19 protein-coding genes and 1 other RNA gene are annotated in these 22,214 nt (G+C 62.4%); 13 read left to right on the plus strand and 7 right to left on the minus strand.

The window, feature by feature from the left end; all coding sequences use genetic code 11:
- The first annotated feature begins 29 nt into the window (after positions 1-29).
- Positions 30-2,204, plus strand: coding sequence for a ComEC/Rec2 family competence protein (locus ACZ5U1_RS02530; RefSeq protein WP_464779236.1), 2,175 nt, complete (start codon positions 30-32; stop codon positions 2,202-2,204).
- On the opposite strand, the gene lexA is transcribed toward ACZ5U1_RS02530, so the two are convergent.
- Positions 2,165-2,836, minus strand: a complete 672-nt coding sequence (gene lexA / locus ACZ5U1_RS02535; RefSeq protein ID WP_464772071.1) for a transcriptional repressor LexA — start codon at positions 2,834-2,836, stop codon at positions 2,165-2,167. The two genes, ACZ5U1_RS02530 and lexA, sit on opposite strands and share 40 nt — an antisense overlap.
- Positions 2,837-2,987: 151 nt before the next feature.
- Between lexA and ACZ5U1_RS02540 the strand changes: the two genes are divergently transcribed.
- On the plus strand, positions 2,988-3,140 hold the full coding sequence (locus ACZ5U1_RS02540; RefSeq protein WP_196225777.1) for a hypothetical protein: 153 nt from the start codon (positions 2,988-2,990) through the stop codon (positions 3,138-3,140).
- Positions 3,141-3,194: 54 nt separating this feature from the next.
- Here the strand turns inward: ACZ5U1_RS02540 and ACZ5U1_RS02545 are convergent, their stop codons facing one another.
- The 5 genes from ACZ5U1_RS02545 to ACZ5U1_RS02565 all read right to left on the minus strand — a co-directional run bounded on the left by ACZ5U1_RS02545 (position 3,195) and on the right by ACZ5U1_RS02565 (position 7,273).
- On the minus strand, positions 3,195-4,373 hold the full coding sequence (locus ACZ5U1_RS02545) for a molybdopterin molybdotransferase MoeA (RefSeq protein WP_464779237.1): 1,179 nt from the start codon (positions 4,371-4,373) through the stop codon (positions 3,195-3,197).
- Positions 4,370-4,840, minus strand: coding sequence for a cyclic pyranopterin monophosphate synthase MoaC (gene moaC, locus ACZ5U1_RS02550; RefSeq protein WP_464779238.1), 471 nt, complete (start codon positions 4,838-4,840; stop codon positions 4,370-4,372). Before moaC ends, ACZ5U1_RS02545 begins: the two co-directional genes overlap by 4 nt.
- Positions 4,837-5,628, minus strand: coding sequence for an indole-3-glycerol phosphate synthase TrpC (gene trpC / locus ACZ5U1_RS02555; protein WP_464779239.1), 792 nt, complete (start codon positions 5,626-5,628; stop codon positions 4,837-4,839). The genes moaC and trpC overlap by 4 nt, the downstream gene beginning before the upstream one ends.
- Positions 5,625-6,617 carry an anthranilate phosphoribosyltransferase gene (gene trpD / locus ACZ5U1_RS02560; RefSeq protein ID WP_464779240.1) on the minus strand — a complete coding sequence of 331 codons (993 nt, stop codon included), beginning with the start codon at positions 6,615-6,617 and terminating at the stop codon, positions 5,625-5,627. The genes trpC and trpD overlap by 4 nt, the downstream gene beginning before the upstream one ends.
- Before the next feature lie 65 nt (positions 6,618-6,682).
- Entirely contained in the window at positions 6,683-7,273 is a 591-nt protein-coding gene (locus ACZ5U1_RS02565) for an anthranilate synthase component II (RefSeq protein ID WP_464779943.1), read from the minus strand.
- Between the two features lie 118 nt (positions 7,274-7,391).
- Here ACZ5U1_RS02565 and ACZ5U1_RS02570 point away from each other — a divergent pair, with 118 nt between their 5' ends.
- The 7 genes from ACZ5U1_RS02570 (at position 7,392) to ACZ5U1_RS02600 (ending at position 15,611) form a co-directional block, all read left to right on the plus strand.
- Entirely contained in the window at positions 7,392-7,793 is a 402-nt protein-coding gene (locus tag ACZ5U1_RS02570; protein ID WP_464779241.1) for a DUF6766 family protein, read from the plus strand.
- 67 nt (positions 7,794-7,860) lie between these two features.
- The gene (locus ACZ5U1_RS02575; RefSeq protein WP_464779242.1) at positions 7,861-8,373 is read left to right on the plus strand and encodes a hemerythrin domain-containing protein; all 513 of its coding nucleotides are present in this window, start codon (positions 7,861-7,863) and stop codon (positions 8,371-8,373) included.
- A 5-nt stretch (positions 8,374-8,378) separates the two neighbouring features.
- Positions 8,379-8,723, plus strand: a transfer-messenger RNA (tmRNA) gene (ssrA, locus tag ACZ5U1_RS02580).
- Positions 8,724-9,020: 297 nt separating this feature from the next.
- Positions 9,021-9,404, plus strand: coding sequence for a tetratricopeptide repeat protein (locus ACZ5U1_RS02585; protein ID WP_464779243.1), 384 nt, complete (start codon positions 9,021-9,023; stop codon positions 9,402-9,404).
- A 267-nt stretch (positions 9,405-9,671) separates the two neighbouring features.
- Positions 9,672-11,264, plus strand: a complete 1,593-nt coding sequence (locus ACZ5U1_RS02590) for a hypothetical protein (protein WP_464779244.1) — start codon at positions 9,672-9,674, stop codon at positions 11,262-11,264.
- Positions 11,265-11,355: 91 nt separating this feature from the next.
- On the plus strand, positions 11,356-14,034 hold the full coding sequence (locus ACZ5U1_RS02595; protein WP_464779245.1) for a TonB-dependent receptor domain-containing protein: 2,679 nt from the start codon (positions 11,356-11,358) through the stop codon (positions 14,032-14,034).
- Between the two features lie 122 nt (positions 14,035-14,156).
- Positions 14,157-15,611: a CYTH and CHAD domain-containing protein gene (locus tag ACZ5U1_RS02600; protein WP_464779246.1), complete on the plus strand. Its 1,455-nt coding sequence runs from the start codon at positions 14,157-14,159 to the stop codon at positions 15,609-15,611.
- Between the two features lie 3 nt (positions 15,612-15,614).
- Here the strand turns inward: ACZ5U1_RS02600 and ACZ5U1_RS02605 are convergent, their stop codons facing one another.
- A complete protein-coding gene (locus tag ACZ5U1_RS02605) occupies positions 15,615-16,259 on the minus strand; it encodes a prolyl hydroxylase family protein (RefSeq protein ID WP_464779247.1) in 645 nt (214 codons plus the stop codon).
- A gap of 147 nt (positions 16,260-16,406) precedes the next feature.
- Here ACZ5U1_RS02605 and ACZ5U1_RS02610 point away from each other — a divergent pair, with 147 nt between their 5' ends.
- Genes ACZ5U1_RS02610 through gspF form a run of 4 tightly spaced genes read left to right on the plus strand, consistent with a single transcriptional unit; the run spans position 16,407 to position 22,212 of the window.
- Positions 16,407-17,237 carry a type II secretion system protein N gene (locus ACZ5U1_RS02610; RefSeq protein ID WP_464779248.1) on the plus strand — a complete coding sequence of 277 codons (831 nt, stop codon included), beginning with the start codon at positions 16,407-16,409 and terminating at the stop codon, positions 17,235-17,237.
- A complete protein-coding gene (gene gspD, locus ACZ5U1_RS02615; protein ID WP_464779249.1) occupies positions 17,234-19,411 on the plus strand; it encodes a type II secretion system secretin GspD in 2,178 nt (725 codons plus the stop codon). Before ACZ5U1_RS02610 ends, gspD begins: the two co-directional genes overlap by 4 nt.
- Positions 19,412-19,463: 52 nt before the next feature.
- Entirely contained in the window at positions 19,464-21,002 is a 1,539-nt protein-coding gene (gene gspE / locus ACZ5U1_RS02620; protein ID WP_464779250.1) for a type II secretion system ATPase GspE, read from the plus strand.
- Complete coding sequence (gene gspF / locus ACZ5U1_RS02625) at positions 20,995-22,212, plus strand: type II secretion system inner membrane protein GspF (protein ID WP_464779251.1); 1,218 nt, start codon at positions 20,995-20,997, stop codon at positions 22,210-22,212. The genes gspE and gspF overlap by 8 nt, the downstream gene beginning before the upstream one ends.
- The last annotated feature ends 2 nt before the right edge of the window (positions 22,213-22,214 follow it).

Consider the following 22,214-nt stretch of genomic DNA (forward strand, 5'->3'; position numbering starts at 1 on the left):
GCTCATTCATGAACGCGACGCCCCCTAGCATGGCTTTTGAGCCACGACAAACCTCCGTTGCCCCGATAATAAGGCGCAGCGGCGATCAGCTTTTCGTGCGGCTCGAACAGGCATTGGAGGCTGAGCGTGAGCAACTCGCGCTTTGGGTGCCGGTGGGCCTTGGGCTGGGCATAGCGGGCTGGTTATTTCTGCCTAACCAGCTGACATGGTTGTCTTTTTGCTGTTGCGCGATTGCGATCGCGAGCGGCGGATTGATGCTACCGGAGGGCGGCCGGATACGCCATGCGCTTATATGGGGCGGTCTGCTCGCGGCGTCCGGCTGCCTGTTGATATGGGGGAAAGCCCTGATTGTCGGCACGGCGCCATTGCCGCGTGCGGCATTTGTAGAAGTAACTGGCGAAGTCAGGTCAGCCGATACGGTGCCTGCGCAGCAGATGAGTCGCGTATCTATACGTCCGATAAACATGCCTATGCTGCCTTCCCTGATCCGGGTGAACATAGCGGCGGCGGATCTACCCGAAGGGGTTGGCAAAGGCGCCATCATTCGCTTTCGCACCCGGTTGATGCCTCCTGCCGAAGCGAGCCTGCCGGGTAGCTATGATTTTTCGCGTCGCGCTTATTTTCAGGGGATTGGGGCAACAGGACGCGCGCTCAAGCCTATCGTCGTGCTGCGCCCATCAACGGAGGCGCCGCCTCTGCACAATCGTCTTTTCGCGCACATATTGAAGAATGCGAATGGAGAGGGAGCGGGCATAGCCGCGGCGCTGGCGACGGGGGATCAGGGCGCCATCAGCGAGGCGGACGCGGACGCGATGCGTCGCAGTGGCCTTGCCCATTTGCTTTCGATCAGCGGGCTGCACGTCACCGCCCTCATCGGCGCGGTCATTTTTCTGCTGATGCGGATCATGGCGCTCAGTCGGCGCGCAGCACTGGACTGGCCGTTGATGCTGATCGCTGCGGCGGGTGGCGCGCTGGCGGGCATTGGATATACTTTGTTGACTGGCGCGGAAGTGCCAACGGTTCGATCCTGTATCGCTGCATTGCTGGTGCTGGGGGGGCTTGCGCTTGGGCGCGAAGCCATCACCTTGCGGCTAATAGCCGCCGGTGCACTGGTGGTTCTGTTGGTGTGGCCTGAGGCGCTGTCGGGGCCAAGCTTCCAGATGAGCTTCGCCGCCGTGATCGCCATTGTCGCTCTAGGGGAGCATCCCCGTTTTCGCGCGTTTGCGGCGGCCCGGGAGGAGTTGGCCCATCGCCGATTGTTGCGGCAACTTGCTGTCCTGCTTTTCACGGGCTTTGCGGTTGAACTGGCCCTGGCGCCGATCGCGCTGTTCCACTTTCACAAGGCGGGCATGATAGGCGCTTTCGCAAACCTTGTGGCTATTCCCCTGACGACCTTTGTCGTGATGCCATTGGAAGCGCTGGCTTTACTGTTGGATGTTGCCGGTCTGGGGGCTCCTGCCTGGTGGTTGACTTCCCGCGCGCTCGATCTGCTGCTGTTGATCGCGCATGGGGTGGCGGCAAGTCCCTGGGCGGTCGTTACTGCGCCTTCCATCTCCAACATGATCTTCGGGATTATCGTGCTGGGCGGACTTTGGTGCCTGCTCTGGCGAAGCGCTTGGCGATGGGCGGGACTGGCTCCCGTGGTGCTGGGCATGACGATCATTATGATGAGTTCGCCTCCGGAGATTCTTGTAACGGCGGATGGGCGTCATGTGGCCGTGCGCGGGCAGGACGGCGGCATGCATATCCTGCGCGAACGGGCCGGAGATTATGTCCGCGATATGATCGCGGAAAGTGCAGGCTATGAAGGTGCGCTGGGTGCCCTTGCAGACTTGCCCGAGGCCCGCTGTTCCTTGGACTTGTGCATGGTGGCGCTGAGCGGGGGAGAGCGCATATGGCAGCTGTTGGTAACAAGAAGCGGCGTTGTCGTGCCCAAGGATACCCTGATACGGGATTGTGCGCGCGCGGATATAGTTATCGCCGACCGTCGCTTGCCTTCATGGTGCAAACCTCGTTGGCTTAAAGCGGATCGGCGGCTGTTGGCACATACCGGCGGGCTGGCGATCGATCTTGATGGAGGAACCGTGCGAACCGGGAAAACAGTGGGCGACGCACATCCGTGGGTCGCCCGGCCTTCCTATTTACCGGCGCGCCGCCGATCCGGTCAGTTGTACCGTCGCAGCAGACCAGCGAGCTTTCCTTGAATGCGCACCTGCTGCGAATCGTAGATTTGCGGCTCATAAGCATTGTTGGCCGGATCGAGCCTGACCTTAGGCCCCTGGCGATGATAATATTTCAGCGTCGCCTCGCTATCCTCAATCAGTGCAACCACGATTTGCCCCTCGCGCGCTACTTCAGTGCGCTGGATCAGTGCGAAGTCGCCGTCGAGGATGCCCGCATCGATCATCGAATCGCCAGAAACCTCAAGAGCATAATGATCTCCGGCACCCAGTAGAGCCGCAGGAACGGACAGCATATTCTGTCCTTCCATGGCTTCGATTGGGACGCCTGCGGCAATCCGACCGTGAAGGGGGATGTCGATCACGTCGTTGGCTGCGACCGGGGGCTTGGCCGACAGTTGCGGTTTGGGTGTCGATGCGACCTTGGGGGCGCGATGCATTGCTTCAGGAAGTTTCAGAACCTCCAGCGCGCGCGCCCGGTTCGGCAGGCGACGGATGAACCCGCGTTCTTCCAGCGCATTAATCAATCGGTGAATCCCGGATTTCGACCGCAGATCGAGCGCTTCCTTCATCTCCTCGAACGAAGGCGAAACCCCGCCTTCCTCGAGCCGAGTTTGAATGAAGCTGAGCAATTCCTGTTGCTTGGGCGTCAGCATGCCGACTTATCCTCCATGGAACGGATGGAGAACGCATAGGAAACGTAAGGAGGCAAGTCAAGCAGGTTGCGCCAAGCGTAACGAAAGGAACGGACCTGCGTCACAGCCGTTGAATAGCGGCCTTCCCAAAGAGGGTGAATAGGAGAGTAAGATGGCGAACCAGAACGATCAGGACAAACAGCGCCGCCAGCAAGGTGGTGACCGCTCAAGCCAGGGCGGGCGTCAGCAGCAGCAGGAAAATCGCCAAGGTCAAATGGGCGAAAGCCGCAAGGACAAGAGCGATCACAGCAAGCAGCAGCGCTGATCTACGTTCGGTTGGATCACGGGGAGGGGCCGCTTTGCGGCCCCTTTCTCATTGTCAAAGCGGAACGATGGTTACTTTGTCACCTGCGGCGGCCGGGGGTGAGTCGGCCGGTCGAAGGATCAGGCACCCCGCTTGAGCCAGGGCCGCGGTAGCGGCGCTGTCCTGCGAAGTAACCGAGACCAAACCAGCATCAGTGAGATAGGCGCGAAGATAGTCGTCGCGCGATCCTGTCGCAGGAAGTGGCGCGGCGAGTTCCGCGATCGTCGTGCGCGGTAGCGGGTTGGCGGCTCCGGCGATGTGCCGGACGAGCGGCAGCAGGAACAGCGTTGCTGTCACGAAGGCGGACACGGGGTTGCCGGGGAGGCCGAGGAATAGGGTGTCACCCAGCTTTCCCGCCATGAGCGGCTTGCCGGGGCGCATGCGAATCTTCCAGAAATCCAGAGTGCCGCCCGCCGCCTGGAAAGCTGGCCGCACCAAGTCATGATCACCGACCGAGGCGCCTCCGGTCGAAACGATGATGTCGGCCGTAGCGGCTTCTTTGAGCGCCCGGACCGTTGCGTCCAGATCGTCGGGAACGATGCCGATGTCGATCACCTCCGCGCCTGCCTGGCCGAGCATGGCGGCGAGCATGGGCGCATTCGAGGACGGCAGGCAGCCGGATGGCGTGGGCGCTCCAGGGGGAACGAGTTCATTGCCGGTAGAGATCAGGGCAACGCGCGGACGGCCGCCGACCGAGAGCGTTCCGTGGCCCCCAAGAACGGCAAGAGCAATTTGCGCGGCCCCCAATGCGGCACCGGCAGGGAGCAATAGATGATTTGCGCCAAAATCGCTTGCCGCCGGGCGCACGTTTCGTCCTGTGGGTAGTGGAGAGCCGAGGGGATGCACGAGCTGGCCGTCCAGCCGCGCATCTTCCTGGATCAGGACCGTATCGGCGCCGGGCGGCAGTGGTGCGCCGGTGAAGATGCGACAGCATTCCCCCGGAGCCAAAGGGGCGGGAAGGGAGCCGCCTGCTGTGCTTTCAGCGGTTAGGCGCCACGGGCCGGGCCATTCTGCCGCGCGAATGGCATAGCCGTCCATGGCCGAAAGATCTGCCCAAGGCTGATCGCGCAGGGCGAAGATGTCACGCGCGAGCCAGCGGCCTGCGCAGGCCGAAACGGGTACGTCCTCCTCCGGCAATCGGCCGCCCAGCGCAAGCAAGCGCGCCTGAGCCTCCGCGACCGGGAGCAGGCTCATGCGGCCCGCCAGTCGCCCGACTTGCCGCCCGACTTTGCGAGCAGCCGGACATTGCCGATGATCATGCCCTTATCGAGCGCCTTTGCCATGTCGTAGATGGTCAGCAGCGCAACGGAGGTGGCGGTCAGCGCCTCCATCTCGACGCCGGTCTGGCCCGCGCTTCTGGCGGTAGCGGTGACGGTGACGCCCTCTGCTTCTAGATCGAACTCGATTATGACGGAGGTCAGGGCGATGGGATGACAGAGCGGGATGAGGTCGGCGGTTCGCTTTGCCGCCATGATGCCCGCCACGCGTGCCACCGCGAGGACATCGCCTTTCTTCACCAGTCCCTGGCCGATGGCGGTTGCAGCTTCGGCACTCATTGCGATGTAGCCGGTGGCGATGGCTTCACGGGCAGTCACGGCCTTGGCGGAAACATCGACCATATGGGCCGATCCATCCTCATCAAGATGGGTGAGCTTGCTCATGCGCCGGTCAGTAGCGCGTGGGTGGCGGCTTCGACATCGGGCTGGCGCATCAGGCTTTCGCCCACCAGGAAGCAGCGGACGCCATGTTCGGACATGGCGACCAGATCGGCATGGCTGCCAAGGCCGCTTTCGGCGACGAAGGTGCAGCCTTCCGGAGCATGGCCGACCAGTTCATAGGTGCGGGCGAAATCGACGCTGAAGTCGCGCAGGTCGCGGTTGTTGACGCCGATCAGTCGCGAGCGGAGCTTCAGCGCGCGTTCAAGTTCATGGGCGTCATGGACCTCTACGAGGGCATCCATGCCAAGGCCGATGGCGGCGTCTTCAATCTCGGCCATCTGATTGTCGTCCAGCGCGGCGGCGATGATGAGGATGGCGTCGGCGCCGAGCGAACGGCTTTCCAGCACCTGCCAGGGATCGACCATGAAATCCTTGCGCAGGACGGGCAGGGCGCAGGCGCAGCGGGCGGCCATGAGATAATCGTCATGGCCCTGAAAATAGGGTTCGTCCGTGAGGACCGAGAGACAGGCGGCGCCAGCGGCTGCATAGGCCTGCGCATGGGCAGGCGGATCGAAATTCTCGCGGATCAGGCCTTTCGACGGGCTGGCCTTTTTGATCTCGGCGATCAGGCCGAAGCCGGAACGGGCGGCGCTGTCGAGCGCCTGACGGAAGCCGCGCGGCGGCGTCTGTTCGGCGGCGCGGGCGTGGAGGGAGGAGACGGTGATGGCGGCCTTGCGACGGGCCACTTCCTCACGTTTCGTGTCGCAGATTTCGATCAGCTTGTTCGTCATTTATAGGCAATCCAGCAATTGAGCAGCGCGTTGGCAAGCCCGCGGTCGATGGTTTCGGCCGCTTCCTCGACGCCTTCGCGCAGATCGGCAACCGCATCAGCTACGACAAGGGCGGCGGCTGCGTTCAGCAGTACCGCATCGCGATAGGCGCCCGTCTCGCCCTGAAGCAGGGCGCGCAGGGCGGCGGCGTTATGAGCAGGGTCACCGCCGCGTATCGCCTCAACCGGGTGCGTAGGTAGTCCAGCGTCGGCAGCGGACAGGCGGCGCATGGCGACGATGCCCTGCGCAGTGACTTCCGCGACGTCGTTGCCGCCCGCGAGGGAGAGTTCGTCGAGACCTTCATCGCCCGAGACGATCATCGCGCGGTCGACCCCAAGGTCCGCCAGCGCCTCGGCATAGATGGGGACATAGGCGGGGCGGGCGATGCCGACCAGTTGACGGCGCACGCCCGCCGGATTGGCGAGCGGTCCCATCAGGTTGAAGATGGTGCGCTGGCCGATCGCCTTGCGAATGGGGCCGAAGCGTTTGAGCGCGGGGTGATGTTTCTGCGCAAACAGGAAGCAGATGCCGAGGTCGCTCAGCGTTGCCTCTGCCGTATCGGCGACGCGATCGAGATCGAGACCGAGTGCTTCGAGCGTGTCGGCGGCTCCGGCCTTGGACGAGGCGGCGCGGTTGCCATGCTTGGCGACGGGCACTCCGGCGGCGGCTACCACGAGGCTGACGGCGGTCGAGACGTTGAGCGTGTGATGGCCGTCACCACCCGTGCCGCAGACGTCGATCGCGCCAGCCGGGGCGGCGATGGGGATCATGCGCGCGCGCATGGCGCGTGCGGCGGCGGCGATCTCCGTCGCGCTTTCGCCACGTTGCGCCATGGTGACGAGGAAGGCGGCAATCTCCGCCTCTGGCAGGTCGCCGTCGAACAGCAGATCGAAGGCGGCGGCGGCCTCGGTAGCGCTCAGCGGCGCTGCGGGATCAGGCAGGCGGGTCATCGCCTTTGCCTTAATCATGACGGGCCGCAGGAGTCGAGGGCGGGGTGCGGGAAAGTCCGACGGAATCAGGCCGCCGCGCGTTCCTTCACCGGAATCCCGGCGATCCGCATGAAGTTGGCCAGCATCTCATGCCCATATTCGGTGGCGATGCTTTCCGGATGGAACTGAACCGAGTGGATGGGAAGGCTCTGATGACGGAAGGCCATGACGGAGCCATCCTCGCTGGTCGCATTCACGACGAGGCTCTGCGGAATGTTATCGACGATGAGCGAATGATAGCGGGTCGCGGTGAAGGGGGATGGAATGCCCGCGAAAAGCCCTGTGCCGTCATGGGTAACGGGGGAGGTCTTGCCATGCATCAGGCCGCCGCGCACGACCTGACCGCCGAAATGCTGGCCGATCGCCTGATGGCCGAGGCATACGCCCAGCAGGGGTGCGCCCGCGTCGGCGGCTGCGGCGACGAGGTCAAGGCTGACGCCCGCTTCATTAGGCGTGCAGGGGCCGGGCGAAAGCAGGAAGGCGCTCGCGCCGCTGGAGAGGGCCTGGCCTGCCGAAATGGCGTCGTTGCGGACAACCTCCACCTCTGCGCCCAGTTCCATGAGGTAATGGACCAGATTCCAGGTGAAGCTGTCATAATTGTCGATGACGAGGATCATGGGACCATGGCTATAGAGAGCGAAGCGCGCCGGGCCAATCGGAATCGGCGCATGTAGCTGGCTGAACCGGCTACATGCTTCTGCGTTGTCCTTCCGGAGCGACATGAGGGAGGATGGTATGAAGCGCTACGCCTATGGTTGGATCACGGCCCTGTTCTTTCTGGTGTCGATCGTGGGTCATTGGGTGTTTGGCTGGTGGGCCTATGTGGACGAGGCACGAACGCACGGGCAGGCGCCTGAACTGGCGGCCTATGCCATCGAGATGGGCCGGGACACATTCGAAAATTGGCAGTCGGAATTTCTCCAGCTGATCTGGCAAGTCGTGGGCCTGGCCTATTTCCTCTATGTCGGCTCGCCAGCTTCCAAGGAGAATGACGACCGGTTGGAAGTGAAGGTGGACGAACTGCTGAAAATGGCCGGGGGCAAGGATGCCGAGCGGTTGATCAGCGAAATCGATAGCCGTTATCTGCGCGCCGGTGGTCATGCGAAGCCGCACGGTCATGATCTGGGCTATGAATGATGGCGGGACGGAACCCGGAAGCTTGTCAGCCGCTTCTTGACGATATGTGTTCGTGAGGAGGACGGAAATGGCCAAAGCTGAGTTTACCGATGCGATCGCCCTGTTGAAAGCCGATCACCGCAAGGTCGAGGAGTTGTTCGACCAGTATGAGAAGGCAAGGGCCGCGAACCGGAAGCAGGACATCGCGTATCAGATCTGCACCGAACTGAAGATCCATACGATGATCGAGGAGGAGATTTTCTACCCCGCATTCCGTGGCAAGATCGAGGACGACACGCTGGACGAAGCCTATGTCGAGCATGATGGTGCGAAGGTGCTGGTAAATGATATCGAGGCCGGATCGCCGGACGATGATTTCTATGATGCCAAGGTCAAGGTGCTGTCCGAGGAGATCAAGCATCATGTGAAGGAAGAGGAAAGGCAGTCTGACGGCATGTTCGCCCAGTGCCGCAAGACAGAGGTGGATCTGGTGGAGCTTCGTGACAGGATGATGGCGCGCAAGCAGGAGCTGATGGCGCAAGCGAAGGCGAGCGGACTGCCGGTCGCCAAGCCCAAGGCCGTTCATCTGGTCCCGGCCTGACCGAAAAGGTTGATAAATGGGGCGCGCTGTCCCATATGGGTTTTGCCGGGTTCGCCCGGCTATGGTGATAAATCGTGTCGTGTAATAGGCGCAGCGGACCCGGGGGCAGTACCCGGCGGCTCCACCACATATCCCGGCTTGTACGGGGTGTCTGACGGGGCCGAACTAGGATCGACGTGTGTTGAAAGGCGATGTCTTCACCCGGCCTGAGTAAGCCGTAAAAATGTTCAAAACACGTAAGTGCCAACGATAACGAGGCTCTTGCTCTTGCTGCGTAATTGATGGCCTCACGGCCTGACATTACCCAAAAAGAACGCGGTTGAACCCACCGGGCAACAGAAGGGAATTCAGCGGCTTCCGGAGGAGCCGGGCAACAGAATCCTCCGGACTTCCTTTATTCGATTGATTTTGCCCTGCGTGGCGGATGGCCAACGGCTATTGGCTGCGTCGGCTACATCTGCCGCGAATCGGCCATCATGAACCAAGACGGTTCAATTACACTTTTATGACAGTTAAAAGAAAACTTTATAATGCATTGAATTATAAGAGTTAAAAATACTTTTTTGGGCGCGGTTCGCTGCTTGTCCAGATGTCATCAAGATGAAATAATCCCGGCTATTGTAGAAGGTTTTTTCGGGAGAAATTGGATGATGAAGGTAGCGGCGATCGTCGGGCTGGTGCTGGCGGGGGGCTTGTCGGGCGCGGCCGCACCTGCATCCGATGAAGTGGTTGTGGTCGGTGTTCCCGATGGGCGATTGGCCGCTCCGGCATTGGTGGCGAAGGATTATGAAAAGGCCGCTCGCCGCCTCGCGCCGATGTGGCCAGACGGAGCCAATGATCCGGCCCGATTGATCAACCTGGGCAATGCCTATGCGGGCCTGGGGCGGATCAAGGATGCCCGAGAGGCCTATGGTGCAGCCCGTTTCGCTCCGGAATCGACGTTGCTGCTCGCAAATGGTGAAGAGGCATCGTCGCGGGTTGTTGCCCGCCGGGCGCTCGGCCGTCTCGAAGCGAGTTACGCCATGCGCTGATTTCTGCGCGCCAAGTCAGGAGAAAGTGGGCGTCGTCCGGTGGGACGGCGCCTTTTTCTGCATTTGCGGCCTTCGCAATCATCAAAGTGAAACAAGAGTCTTTGAACTGTCATTTCAAAGACACGCCTTCGTCACGAAACCAAAATGTCCCTGTCATCTGGCGCGCCTAGCTGCGGCGACTGAGGGCGGCAGGGGGCGTTGTCCGATTCGTGAATCCCCTTCGCTCCGCATCCTAACAAAGACCGGCATGGCCGGAGCGGAGACGACATGGTCAAGACTAATCGTATCACTACCATTTTGATGGCGGGCTGCGCCTGCGCTGCTCTGAGCGCTTGCGGTGCAGATGACATCGCCTCGCCGGGCGAGGGGACGGTGGTCCTGCCCGCGCCGACTCCGACGCCGAGCCCAACGCCGACGCCTACTCCTACGCCGGGCAATGTGACCGCGGCAGCCGACTGTCCGACCATTGCCGGTGCGGATCAGCTGACCAATCTTGGCACCATCAGCGACGGGACCAATACGTGGCGCAATTGCGGCTTTCCCGCGCGTTTCAACAGCTCGACCGCTATCGCAAAGACGGCGGGCGTCATCTATTCGCTCCCCGGCCGCGTCGATGTCGGTACCGATCAGGGCGCTGCAAGTACCGGTTCCAACGTAACGCTGACGGTTGATCCGGGCGTGGTCGTATTTGCCGGCACCGGCGGCGCCTTCCTGGTCGTCAATCGCGGCAACAAGATCAACGCCGTGGGCACGGCGGCACAGCCGATCGTTTTCACCAGCCGCGAAAATGTCACCGGTTCCGCCACCGATCAGTCGTCAGGCCAGTGGGGCGGCATCGTGCTGCTCGGCCGCGCCAAGATCACCGATTGCGACCAGGCGCCTAACGCGGCTCCGGGCACCACCGCCTGCCAGCGCGACACCGAAGGCACGACCGGCGCGCTCTATGGCGGTGACAATGATGCCGACAATTCGGGCCGCATGAGCTATGTCCAGATCCGTTATTCCGGTTTCGTGCTGGCGAACGGCAAGGAATTGCAGGGCCTGACCCCTTCGGGCGTCGGTACCGGCACGCAGCTTGATCATATCCAGGTCCACAACAGCTCGGACGACGGCATCGAGGCTTTCGGCGGTTCGACCCACATGAAATATCTGGTGCTGACCGGCAACGAGGACGACAATCTGGATACGGACGTCGGCTTCCGCGGTACGGCGCAGTTCGTCATCTCGGTCCAGCGCGCGAACAACAATATAGGCGATACCTTCACCGAGACGGACTCGAATGGTTCGACGACCGGCACCAGCTTCTCCGAAGACGCGCTGCCTCGCCAGTATCTGAAGGTTGCGAACTTCACGCACATCCAGCGGTCGAATACCGGCGATGACGGCGCGACCATGATGCTGCGCGGCGGTGCTGACCTGGCCATGGTGAACGGCATCATCGTCAGCCCTGACCAGAGCTGCCTGCGCATCAACAGCGCGGCAACGGTGCGTGACGCCGACACGGCGCTGCAGGATGCGGGCAAGCCGCGTTACCTGTCGGTCGCGATGCAGTGCAACGCTACCCCGTTCAAGGGCACCGGCGGCGTCGATGCCGCGACGGTCCAGTCGATCTTCGCGACCGATCCGAACAGCAGCTTTGCCTACACGCCTTCGCTGACCAGCCTGTTCATCAACGGCGCGACGGAAACGGCCCGCACCGCGATCGACCCCAAGACGATCGACAGCAACTTCACCACAACCAACTATATCGGCGCGGTGAAGGACAGCAACGACAGCTGGTACGCAGGCTGGACCTGCAATTCGATCACGGCGAGCTTCGGCAGCAGCAGCAAGAACTGCACCGCCATCCCGACCACCTGATCGACCTGAACCCTGAACAGGGCGGGGGAGCGTGCACAGCCGCTTCCCCGCTCTCTTTGCAAAAGAATTTTCCCAAGGGGGACTCCAAGCCATGTCGAAGCCGCTCAGCCTGGCGCGCATGCTCCTGATTTCGACCGCCCTTTCCGCTCCGGCGGTGATGGCGCAGACCACGACCGATACCGCGCCCACATCAGGCGTGCCGAGCGCATCTGAGGAAGCCGATGCGCAGACCGGCAATGTCGATGTGTCCGTGCCCGGATCGGACATCATCGTTACGGGGCGCCGCACCAGCAACATATCCCAGGCCGCGCCGCAGGTGGTGACCGTGTTGTCGGCCGCCGACATCAAGCGCACGGGCGAAGGCGACATCGCAGGATCGCTCCAGCGCGTCACGGGCCTTTCGGTCGTGTCGGGCGGTTATGTCTATGTGCGCGGGCTAGGCGACCGCTATTCGCTGGCGCTGCTCAACGGATCGCCGCTGCCGAGCCCGGAGCCGCTGAAGCGCGTCGTGCCGCTCGACATCTTCCCGACCAGCGTCATCGCGTCCACGATGGTGCAGAAAAGCTATTCGGCCAATTTCCCCGCTGAGTTCGGCGGCGGCGTCATCAACCTGACGACCAAGGCCATTCCGGTTGAAAGCTATCTTGAGCTGGGAATCGGAAGTTCGGCCAATACCGAGACGTCGGGCAACATGGGCTACACCTATTATGGATCAAAGTCGGACTGGACTGGCTTTGATGATGGTTCCCGCGACGTTCCGCCTCTGTTGGCGCGGGCTTTTGGCAGCGGGGTGCCATTCTCCAACATGCCGCGCGGCGACCTGCAGGCTATTTCGATGCAGTTCCTGAATGCGCGGACTTCCCTGCTCCAGCGGACCAATAGCCTGCCGTTCAATTTTTCGGGATCGCTGAACGCCGGAACAGCCATGGACGTGGGTAGCGACGGGCGTCTGGGCGTGCTGTTCACCGCATCCTACAGCAACAAGTGGCGGACACGCTCCTCGCTGCAGCAGGCGTCGATCAATCTGGAGCAGGCGCCTGGCAAGAACGGCGTTCAGGTATCGACGGATAATGAGGTGACATTCAACAGCCTGTTCGGGGTCGGCCTTGAACTCGGTGATCAGAAGATCCGCTGGACCAACGTCTATATCCGCGACACGCTGAAGCGCGGTGCCCTGACGCTTGGCCAGAATGACGGTGCGATCGCGGGCGCGGATTATATGAAGCAGAATACCGCCTGGTATGAGCGGCAGCTAATCGACACCCAGATGGTGGGCGAGTTCAAGCTGATGGAGGGGCTGAGCCTCGACCTGCGCGGCGGCTATGCCAATTCGCAGCGGGAAGCGCCCTATGAGCGGGAGTTCGAATATGTGCGGACCAATCGCGACCTAGCCGTTGATCTGGTCGGCGATCGCTTCGTCAATGCGCTGAACCGCCAGCGGGGCGATGCGTCGATCACCTTCAGCGATCTGAACGAAGATTTGTGGTCGGCGGGCTGGGACCTCAGCTACAAATTCTCGCCGGATCTGACCGCGACGGTCGGCTATGCCTTCAGCGATACGAAGCGCACATCCTCGCGCTATGAGCTGCATTTCGACGCGACCAACCTGCCGATCGCGGTGCAACAGCTGCGGCCCGATTATCTTCTGTCGGACGCGTCGATCCAGTTGTTCGACATGTCGTTGCTGGACTTTTCGGGCAACTATCCCGTCTATGACGCGGCGCTGCGGACACATGCGGGATATGCGCAGGTGAAGGTGCAGCCGATCGCGGGCGTGACGGTGGACGCGGGCGTACGTTATGAGAAGGGCCGCCAGTCGGTGACCGGCGTGGACGTCTATAATACAGGCGTTGAACCGGTGAACGGCATCAACAAGGAATATTGGCTGCCCGCCGCGACCATCACCTTCGAAGCGGCCAAGGGTTTGCAGTTCCGCATGAGCGGTTCCAAGACGATTGCTCGCCCGCAGTTTCGCGAGCTGATCGCCCAGCCTTATATCGATACCGATTCCAACCGCTTTTATCGCGGCAATCCCTTCCTGCAGGATAGTGAGTTGTGGAACGCCGATCTGCGCGCGGAATGGTATATGGGCCGGGATGAGCGGCTGACGGCGGCGGCGTTCTGGAAGAAGATCGACAATCCGATCGAAACCTACACGACGATCAACGACAAATATGACGTGACGACCAGCTTCGCCAATGCGCCCGAAGCGACGCTGTATGGCGTCGAGTTTGAGGTGCAGAAATATCTGCCGCTCGATAACTGGAGCAGCCCTTTCTTCCAGAGCCGCAGGATCGTGCTGATCGGCAATTACACCTATACGCAGTCGAAGCTGAAGGTGAGCGCGGGCGACACGACCACGCCCTACAGCTATACGACCGGCCCGTTGCCCGCCGCGTCCGACTATTTCCAGGATGGGGTGCCGCTGACCGGCCAGTCGGATCATCTCGTGAACCTGCAACTGGGCCTTGAGGATACGGACAGGCTGTCGCAGCAGACGCTGCTGTTGACCTATGCCAGCCCGCGCGTCACTAGCCGTGGTCCCAACCTTCAGCCCGACATCAAGGAAAAGCCGGGCCTGACGCTGGACTTCGTGGCGCGGCAGGGCGTGACGCTGCCGGGCGGGGTGAAGAGCGAGTTCAAGTTCGAGGCGCGGAACATTATGGGACGCAAGTTCCAGGAGTTCCAGGAACTGGGCGGCAACAAGGTGTTCTACAACCGCTACAAGATCGGCACGACCTTCGCGGCTTCGCTGACCGTGGCGCTCTGATTTAACCTTCTCTGATGAGGCTTGGCGGCCGATCTGCTTCGCGCGGATCGGCCGCTTTGCCGTCTGTGATTCGCGCGTTTTCCTGCGTCGTGTTAGGGATTGGCCTGAAGCGGAGGCAGGCGGTGAAGCAGGAAGTCGAGCTGAAACTGGAGCTGTCGCAGCAGGCGGCGGAGGCCTTTGAGCAATTGGCGCTGTTGCCCGTTGAGGGAGGTCGGACGCATCTTCAGGCGGTCTATTTCGATACGCCCGACAGGCAGTTGGAGGCGCGAGGATATACGCTGCGCATCCGCAGATCAGGGGAGGAGCGCGTCCAGACCGTCAAGGCCGGTAGTGAAGATCGGGGCGGAGCCCTTTTCTCGCGGGCGGAATGGGAAATGCCGGTCCGGGAGGACGAGCCGGTGATTGATAGCCGCACACCCATAGCGGGCGTGCTGGGTGATGCAGCGGAGATGATCGAGCCCGCGTTCAAGGTCGAGGTCGATCGGCGCACGTGGCAGATTGCCGAGGGTGGCGCGGACATCGAATTGGTGCTCGACAGGGGATGGGTCCGTGCGGGAGAGCGGCAGTCGCCCATCTGTGAAATCGAACTGGAGCTGAAGGCAGGAGAGCCCGCTACCCTGTTTGCGCTCGCAAGGCGGATAGAGGCGGCAGTGCTGGTGCGGCTGGGCGTCGCGGCAAAGTCGGAACGAGGCTATCGGCTGTTGGCTGCCGCGCCCGCCTGCTTCAAGGCGGAGAGGCTGGCGCTGAAGCCCGATGTCAGCGCGCAGGCGGCGTTCCAGGCGATCATACGCAACTGTGTGCGGCAATACCGACTGAACGAAGATCTGCTACTCGACCATTATGATCCACAGGCTGTGCATCAGGCGCGTGTAGCCGTGCGGCGGCTGCGTTCGGCGCTGACGCTGTTCAGGTCAATGCTGGCGGCGCAAGACGTGACCCGATTTCAGGATGAGCTTCGATGGCTGGCGAATGTGCTGGGAGAGGCGCGGGATTTGGATGTGCTGACCGAACGGATGAAACCGGGCGAACTGCACGAGCAAATAGCTGCCGTCCGCGCGGTGATCCATGCGAGGGTGATCGATGCGCTGGAATCCGCGCGGGCACGGGGCTTGATGATCGATCTGGTCGAATGGCTGACGCTTGGCATGGGCGAGCCGGATGCTGAGGGCCGCAGGTTGCGCGATGAGGCTGCAGAGGCGTTTGCCGCAGGCCGCTTGCAGCATTTCCATCGCTGGCAGATGAAGCATGCACGGCATCTGGCAAAGCTGGATGACGCGCACCGCCACGAAGTGCGCAAGAAGGCGAAGAAGCTGCGCTACGCGGCCGAATTTTTCGCGGGTCTATTCGACGCCAGGAAACAGCGGCGGCGGCATGCGCGCTACGTTGACGCGCTTGAGGGGATGCAGGACGAACTGGGCGCGCTCAATGATCTGGTCAACGTGCGTGCCCTGTTGGCGCAGCATGGACTGCCGGTCGATGCCGATCTGGTGAAGAGCGACCGGAGCAAGAAGAAGCTACTGGCGGCGGCTGGCAAAGCCTATGATGAGTTGGCGGATGCCAAGCATTTCTGGCGCTGAAGCTCAGGCCCAGGGTTTTTCGCGATACCATTTGGTGATGATGTGCTTGACGCCGCTGCGTACCTTCATGCCGTGGTGCAGGCTGGCCCCATTATAGCGTCCGGGCTCAAGGCGATTGTTCCATGCGAGTAGCTTGCCGCGTTCGGGCTGAACCGTCTTGCCGATCTTGACGAAGCGGGTCGCGCCGCCTGCGGGGGGCTGGTTCAGATAGACCATCAGCGTCCATGTGCGATTGCCCGATACCGAGCAGTAGCGGGCGAAGTCGAGGCCAGCGGGATCGAAATAGTCGGTGTGAGCCTTGAATTCCTGGCCCATGGCGTAACGTTGCCCCTGTATCGGTTCGCCAAAGATGGGGTCGATGCCAGCGAAGGCGGCGAGTTTCCGGTCGATGGCGGCGATGAAGGGATCGGCGCCGTCGAGATCACAAGTCTCGCTGGTGCGGAAGGTTGCGTCTCCATTGGCGTCGGCGATGGTCGAGGGACGGCGGCGCGCTTCGATCCGATCGACAAGGCCCTTGCATTCCTCCGCCGTCAGGAAGTCGCGTTGGATGAAGAGCGTCAGATCAAGGCTCGGCACACGTTGCACACGTGGATGGGAGGCGATCCAGATCGGATCGGCGTCGGCTGTTGCTATGGAAGGGCTCTGCATGAGGGGCCATTTGCTACTGCCCGACGCTCCAAATGCAAGGGTCATCGCTTGCAGATTGCCCTTGTCATGGATAGGTCACAATTCTGTCATCCAGCAGTAAAAACAATTGCCTAGCAGCGCGGGTGTCAAGGGGGATCACCAAGTTCCATGCGCGTGCCGTTTCGCAGTAATTTTCAGGGCCTTAGCAGCCGTTTGGCGCCGATTGACTGGATGCGGGTGGCTGAAAAGCTGTTGCTGGGCCTGCTGGCGCTGCAAATTACGAGGTTAATCTGGGCGGTGCTGACGCCGGTTGGCAGCTTTGGACCGTGGGAAGGGCGGCAGGCGCAGTTCCCCAATTTCGCCGCGCGTCAGGCATTATTTTCAAGCTTCGATCCCTTTTATCGGGCCGGTCCGCAGCAGGCGGCTGGCGGGGGGGTGGTCACGTCGCTGGCGCTGACCGTTTACGGCATCCGGTTGAATGAGGGGTCCGGCCTTGGATCGGCCATCATCGCGGGGCCTGATGGCGTGCAGAACAGCTTTGCCGTGGGTGACGAGATATTGCCGGGCGTGCTGTTGAAGGGCGTGGCGTTCGACCATGTCACCATCGATCGCGGCGGCGCGGAAGAGCAGATATTCCTCGATCAGTCGCAGCCCGCGCCTGCCGCTGCCACTACGCCGGGCGAGGGTGGCGTCGTTCCAGCGCCGACAGACGGCATCGACAATCCGACGGCGGACGGGCTGAAGCGCGATATCGGCTTTGCGCCGCGTATGCAGAATGGCCGGATCACGGGGCTGATCCTGACCGCCAAGGGGCCGACTTTCCAGAATGCCGGGTTCCAGCCTGGCGATATCGTCACCCAGGTCGATGGGCGGCCGGTAGGCTCGCCCAGCGATCTCCAGGTGCTGCAAGGCAAGATCATGCCCGGCGCGCGCATCTCTCTGACCGTTGAACGGGGCGCCAGCCTTTCGACGATCAACCTTACTCTGCAAGGCCAATGACCAGAAAATTCCTTCTTTCCGCCGCGACCGCCCTCGCTCTGGCTACGCCTGTCGGTTCGCCTGTCATGGCACAGCAGACGCTGAATGTGCGCGACGCCGATATTCGCGCCTTCATCCAGGACGCCGCGCGGGTGACGGGGCGAACCTTCATCATCGACAATCGTGTGCAGGGGAAGGTTTCGGTCGTGACAGATCGGCCGCTGTCGCGATCGGAATATTTCGAGATTTTCCTGTCGACGCTGCGGGCGAACGGGCTGGTGGCGGTGCCAGCGCCGGGCGGTGCTTATCGCATTCAGCCCGCCGATGGGGCGGCGGGGCAACCTAGCGTCGTTGGACGGGGCGCCAATCGCAACCAGTTCGTGACTGAGGTCTTCCGGCTGCGATCGATCGATGCGGCCAGCGCGCTGGAGACATTGCGGCCGCTGGTCAGCAAGGATGGTTCGGTGACGGCCAATCGCGCGGGCAATAGTGTGGTGGTGGCGGACTATGCCGACAATATCGGGCGCATCCGTCAGGTTCTGGCGCGGATCGATCGCGATACGGCGGCCACGCAGACGGTGATGCTGCGCAATGCTGGCGCGCGGGAAATCGCGACGTCGCTTCAGGCGCTGGTGCAGAGCAGCGGCGAAGGGGCGCAGCGCGCGGCGACTATCGTGCCGATCGACAGCAGTAATTCGGTCGCGATCCGGGGCGATGCGGGGACGGTGACGCGACTGGCGCAGATGGCGCGCGATCTTGACCGGCAGGCGGCGAGCGGGACGGAGATCCGCGTCTACTGGCTGGAACATGCGGATGCGGAAAAGCTGCTGCCTGTGTTGCAGCAGTTGGTTGGACAATCGTCCAGCTCTGCCGTGACGGCCTCTGTTCCTGCTGCCAATGGGGCTGCTCCGGTTGCGGCGGCGCCCGCGGTGAGTTCGGCCGGTTCTTCGGGTAGCGGCATTTCGACGCGGGGTCCTGCGATCGTGACACGCTATGAGGGGGCCAATGCGATCATCGTTGCGGCCAACAGCGACGTGCAACGCATGCTTGGCGAGACAGTCCGGCAACTTGATACAAGGCGAGAGCAAGTTCTGGTCGAGGCGATTATCGTCGAGATCAGCGATGCCGCCGCCAAGAAGCTGGGCGTGCAGTTCCTGATCGGCAGCACCAAGACGGGCTTTGCCGCGACCAATTATTCCAATGCTTCCCCCAATCTGCTGACGCTGGCGGGGGCGATCGGCGCGAATGAGTTGGGCAAGACGACTACGACCACAGTGAACGGCGGGGTGGTGACGACCACCACCACGACCGAGAACAGCAACCTGGCCAACACGTTGCAGCAGGCGGCGGTCGATAGCCTGATGAACGCGACCGGCGGCTTTGGTGGGGTGGCGACGCAGATCGGGCGTAACGGCATCTTCGGCGCGATCATCAATGCGGTGCGGTCCGATACGGACAGCAATATCCTCTCGACTCCCTCGGTCATGACGCTGGACAATCAGAAGGCGTCGATCCTTGTCGGGCAGCAGGTGCCGATCACGACCGGCGAGGCGCTCAGCCAGAATTTCGACAATCAGTTCCGCACCGTTCAACGGCAGGATGTCGGCATCAAGCTGGAGGTGAAGCCGCAGATCAACACGGGCGGCGCGATCAAGTTGTTCCTGAAGCAGGAAGTGTCGAGCGTCGCCGGGCCGGTATCCAACAATAATAGCGACCTCATCATCAACAAGCGCGAGATCGAGACGACGGTCACGGTGGATGATGGCGAGATTTTGGCGCTGGGCGGCCTGCTGGACGATAATGAGCGCAAGACGATCGAGCGTATTCCGCTGCTGTCGGATATTCCGGGGATTGGCGAGCTGTTCAAGTCGCGCAGCAAGAGCCGGAGCAAGACCAACCTCATGGTCTTCATCCGTCCGACAATCCTGCGGTCGAAAGAGGATGCGCAGCGCCTGACGCAGCAACGCTATGGTTATGTGCGGGACATGCAGTTGGCGCGGAACCCCGATCAGGAACCGAGCATCGACGAGCTGGTGCGCGACTATATGGGCGCGGAGCCGCCCGCGCCGATGCAGGCCGGGGATGCGGTGGTGCAGCCGAGCACTGCTCCGGCGCAAGTGATTGAACCGACAGTGCGGCAATCGAGCGGCGTGGTGCGGCCTGTGGACGGTACGGCGAATGGAGATCGGCGGTGAACCGTTTTTCCAAGGGAGGGCTTCGACAGGCTCAGCCCGAACGGAGGTTAGGGTGAGCGAGCCCCACTCCGATTGCGATGTGCCGCACAATGCGCCCCGCGCCGTCGATATTCCCTATGTCTTTGCGCGCAAGCATGGCGTCGTCATGCTACCGCTGGACGGAGACCGGCTCACGATAGCAGTTCGGGAGGGGAGCGATCCGCGCATATTGCTGGAGGTGCGGCGGCATCTGGCGCGCAGTTTCGATGTGCGGTTCGTTGATGGCGCGCAGTTCGATCGGCATCTGTCGGACCATTATGCGATGGAGGGTAGCGCCGCGGCAATGGCGGGCTCGCTGGAAGTGGGAGCGGACGAACTCGACATCCTCGCTGCCGATATTCCGACAGCGGACGATCTGCTGGACAGTGCGGATGACGCGCCCGCCATCCGGCTGATCAACGGCATCATCGCGGAGGCGGCGCGGCAGGGCGTTTCCGATATTCATATCGAGCCTTACGAAACGGGCCTGATCGTGCGGATGCGCATCGACGGGGTGCTGCGTGAGACTTTGCGGATGCCGCCGCATGTCGCGCCTGTGGTGGTGAGCCGCATCAAAGTGATGGCGCGGCTGGACATTGCCGAGCGGCGAGTGCCGCAGGATGGGCGCATCGGGCTGACGCTGGGCGGGAAGCTGCTCGACGTGCGTGTTTCTACGCTGCCGAGCCGGGCGGGGGAGCGGGTGGTGCTGCGTATTCTCGACAAGGAGAATGCGGGCATGAACCTCGACCTGCTGGGCATGGCGGGGGCGGCGGACCGGATTTTTCGTGAGGGATTGCATGAACCGAACGGGATTATCCTGGTTACCGGGCCGACGGGGTCGGGCAAGACGACTACGCTCTATGCGGGTTTGCGGCAGTTGAATGACGGGACGCGCAATATTCTTACCGTGGAGGACCCGGTGGAATATGCGGTCGAGGGGGTTGGGCAGACGCAGGTGAATGCGAAGGTCGGGTTGACCTTCGCAGCCGGGCTGAGGGCCATCCTGCGGCAGGATCCGGACGTGGTGATGGTCGGCGAAATCCGTGACCGGGAAACGGCGGAGATCGCTGTGCAGGCATCGCTGACGGGCCATCTGGTGCTGTCGACCGTGCATACCAATGATGCGGTGGGGGCGATCACGCGGATGCGGGACATGCGGGTGGAGCCGTTCCTGCTTGCCTCGACCCTGCGCGCGGTTATCGCGCAGCGGCTGGTGCGGCGGCTTTGTCAGCATTGCCGGGAGCCGGTGCAGGCGGACAAGTCGGCGAGCGCGCTGCTTGGTTTCGATCCTGGAACGATAATCTACCGCGCGCGAGGGTGTGAGGAGTGCAACGGCACGGGGTATAAGGGCCGGATCGGTGTGTTCGAGGCGATCCGCGTGGACGATACGATCCGCCGCCTGATCAATGACGGGGGCGATGAGTCCCTGATCGCGCGTCATGCTTTCCTGAACGCGCCCAATCTGGGGTCGGCGGCGCGGGCGCTGGTACGGGACGGGCAGACCACGGCGGAAGAAGCCATCCGCGTGTCGCGGCGCGATGCGGCGGAGGTGGAAACCATCGCCGATGGCTGAGTTCGACTATCTGGTCATCGATCCGGCGGGCAAGGAACGCAGCGGCAAGATCAAGGCCGAGACGGTCGAGGATGCGCGGGCGAAGCTGGATGCGCGCAAGCTGTTCATCGTGCGGATCGAGCCCGGTGTGGTGGAGAAGGCGGCCAAGCGCGCCGGATTGTCACTGCGTGCACCGAGGCTGTCGGCCAAGGAACTGACGCTGTTTACGCGGCAGTTGTCCACGTTGATCCAGGTCAGTCCGCTGGAGGAATCGCTGCGCACCATCGGGCGGCAGAGCGAGCAGGAGCATGTGCGCGCGATCGTCAGCAAGGTGCATTCGGGTGTGCTGGAAGGGCGGCGGCTGGCGGATGCTCTGGGCGCCGAGCCTAAGAGCTTTCCGGCGCTGTATCGGGCGATGATTTCGGCGGGTGAAAGCTCCGGCAGCCTGCCGACGATTATGGAGCGGCTGTCCGACCTGATGGAGCGGCAGGCGGTGATAAGGTCGAAGGTGCTGACGGCGATTGCTTATCCCAGCGTGCTGGCGGCCTTTGCCGTTTGCGTTGTGGCGGCGCTGATGATCTTTGTGGTGCCCAAGGTGGTCGAGCAGTTCGATACGGTGGGGCAGGACCTGCCGCTGCTGACGCGCATGGTGATGGGGATTTCGGCCTTTCTGGCAGGCTATTGGTGGTTGCTGGCGATCCTGATTTTGCTGGGCGCTGTTGGTTTCTGGCGGGCGCTGAAGGTTGAGGCGTTCCGATATCGGTTCGACGGGACGATGCTGCGGTTGCCGCTGCTGGGGCGGTTGATCCGCGATCTGCATGCGGCGCGGATGGCGCGGACGCTGTCCACGATGGTGGCGAGCCGACTGCCGCTGATGGAAGGGCTGACGCTGACGACGCAGACGGTGCACAATCGGGTGTTGCGGCAGGCTTCAGAGCAGATTGTCGAGGCTATTCGCGGAGGCGGGAGCCTGTCGGCGGCGCTGCGGCGGGCAGGGGTGTTTCCGCCGCTGCTGGTCTATCTGGCAGCGAGCGGCGAGAGTGCGGGGCGGCTGGACACGATGCTGGAGCGGGCGGCCGATTATCTGGAGCGGGAGTTTGACAGCTTCACTTCCGCCGCGCTGGCGATGCTGGAGCCGGTGATCATCATATTGATGGGCGGGATCGTGGCGGTGATTATCTTGTCTATCCTGCTGCCTATCCTGCAATTGCAGAGCCTTACGGGGGCCTGAGG

It is taken from the genome of Sphingobium sp. TomTYG72, assembly GCF_055394715.1.